This is a genomic window from Bacillus sp. LR--39 (assembly GCF_053613335.1).
Genome location: NZ_JBSIOT010001411.1, coordinates 1 through 553 on the forward strand (window position 1 = coordinate 1; position 553 = coordinate 553).

The window sequence follows — 553 nt, forward strand, 5'->3', positions numbered from 1 at the left end:
TCACGAAGGCGGACACACCGTTATCGGTCTCGTTTTAGATGAGGCGGATATGGTTCATAAAGTAACGATTGTTCCTCGGGGCCAGGCTGGCGGTTATGCTGTTATGCTGCCAAGAGAAGACCGTTATTTCCAAACAAAGCCGGAGCTGCTTGATAAAATTGTCGGCCTCTTGGGCGGACGTGTTGCTGAAGAGATTATCTTCGGTGAAGTCAGCACAGGGGCGCACAATGACTTCCAGCGTGCGACGAATATTGCAAGACGAATGGTTACGGAATTCGGTATGTCAGAAAAATTGGGACCGTTGCAATTTGGACAGTCTCAGGGCGGTCAGGTATTCTTAGGCCGTGATTTCAACAACGAACAGAACTACAGTGATCAAATCGCTTACGAAATTGATCAGGAAATTCAGCGCATCATCAAAGAATGTTATGAGCGTGCGAAACAAATCCTGACTGAAAATCGTGACAAGCTTGAATTGATTGCCCAAACGCTTCTGAAAGTTGAAACGCTTGACGCTGAACAGATCAAACACCTTATCGATCATGGAACATTA

General features: G+C 46.1%; 1 pseudogene. It reads left to right on the forward strand.

Features of this window, described 5'->3' with window-relative positions:
• A pseudogene (gene ftsH / locus ACWHAR_RS30820) lies at positions 1 to 553 on the forward strand (ATP-dependent zinc metalloprotease FtsH); the annotation flags it as partial.